Source organism: Mesorhizobium sp. M1E.F.Ca.ET.041.01.1.1 (genome assembly GCF_003997355.1).
Taxonomy (GTDB): Bacteria; Pseudomonadota; Alphaproteobacteria; order Rhizobiales; family Rhizobiaceae; genus Mesorhizobium.
This window is the reverse complement of record NZ_RZSL01001093.1, coordinates 1-1,016: the sequence shown is the minus strand read 5'-3', so window position 1 is coordinate 1,016 and position 1,016 is coordinate 1. Positions and strand designations below refer to the sequence as shown.

Annotated in this window: 1 protein-coding gene and 1 pseudogene; both read right to left on the bottom strand. The window is 63.2% G+C overall.

Annotated elements, in window-relative coordinates; all coding sequences use genetic code 11:
- A pseudogene (locus tag EOA38_RS37605) lies at positions 1–372 on the bottom strand (conjugal transfer protein); the annotation flags it as partial.
- A gap of 11 nt (positions 373–383) precedes the next feature.
- Positions 384–1,016, bottom strand: a 633-nt coding sequence (locus EOA38_RS39595; RefSeq protein WP_189435220.1) for a hypothetical protein, incomplete at its 5' end; no start/stop codon positions are given.

The window sequence follows — 1,016 nt, the reverse complement described above, 5'->3', positions numbered from 1 at the left end:
CTGCTGGAGCTGCTTGACCAACTGCAGGCCGTTGATGACGGCCCCGGCGATCTTCTGGATTTCAGGCGACAGGCCGCCGAAGGAGAGGGCGCCGCCATTGAGGATCGATCCGAAGCTCGGCGCTTGCGCAATCGACATGTTGCCGCCCAAGCCCATCTGGCCGATGCCGAGAGAGCCGTTGCGGCTGCCCGTCAACGCTTGCAGGATCTGATTGCTCTTCTCGAGGATGTCCTTGTTGGAGCCCATGATCGAATTGGTGTTGTCCGCGTTCTGGCGGGCAATGTCCAAATTCGCATTGTCGATGACGGCGATTTGCGCATGAGCGGCGCTCGCCAAAAATGCCATCCCTGCTGCGATAAAGACTTTTCTCACTCTCAGACCTCCTATTCCTGGATTGCGTCGATCGCGCGCGCCGCGCCGGTCGGATCGGCGTTGATCTGCACGGACGGCGCGTTCCCCGAAACGCCCTCGGCGCCCAGGCCCGCACAGGGTAGCCATTGGCTTCGATCGATCCGTAGCCGTTGCAGCTCGGCCGGGTCGCATGAAAATGGATTTGGGGATCCACCTTGCGGCGGCGTGATGGTCCGCGCGGTCTGCGAGGCTCCGACGTTGTTCAACGAAAGAAACTGACCGAGCAGGGCGGTGAAGTCCGTGGCCTGACCGATATATTGGCCGGTCACACCGGCATTAAGACTTCGAGCGGACGAGTTGAGCTCCCAGGCGTCCTTGTAGTCGCCCACCTGTCCGACGCCGCCGGCAAGCGCGTCGATCCGCGAGGAATTGGCCGGCACCTGTGCGGAGCTGGTGTCGAGGTCGGCCGCGGCTTTGGAGACGGAATCGAGAGCGCCGCTTTGGGCGGCGCCGCCCGGTCCGCTTGATGTCACGATGCTGATCGCTGGCGGGGACGCCGCCGGCGCCTCTCCGCTGGAGACGTAATTGTCAAAATAGCCGTGCCATCGGCCGACGCCCGAGGCCCACCCAGCCTGTTCGGCGGCGTTCGAGCCGTTATAGAAACT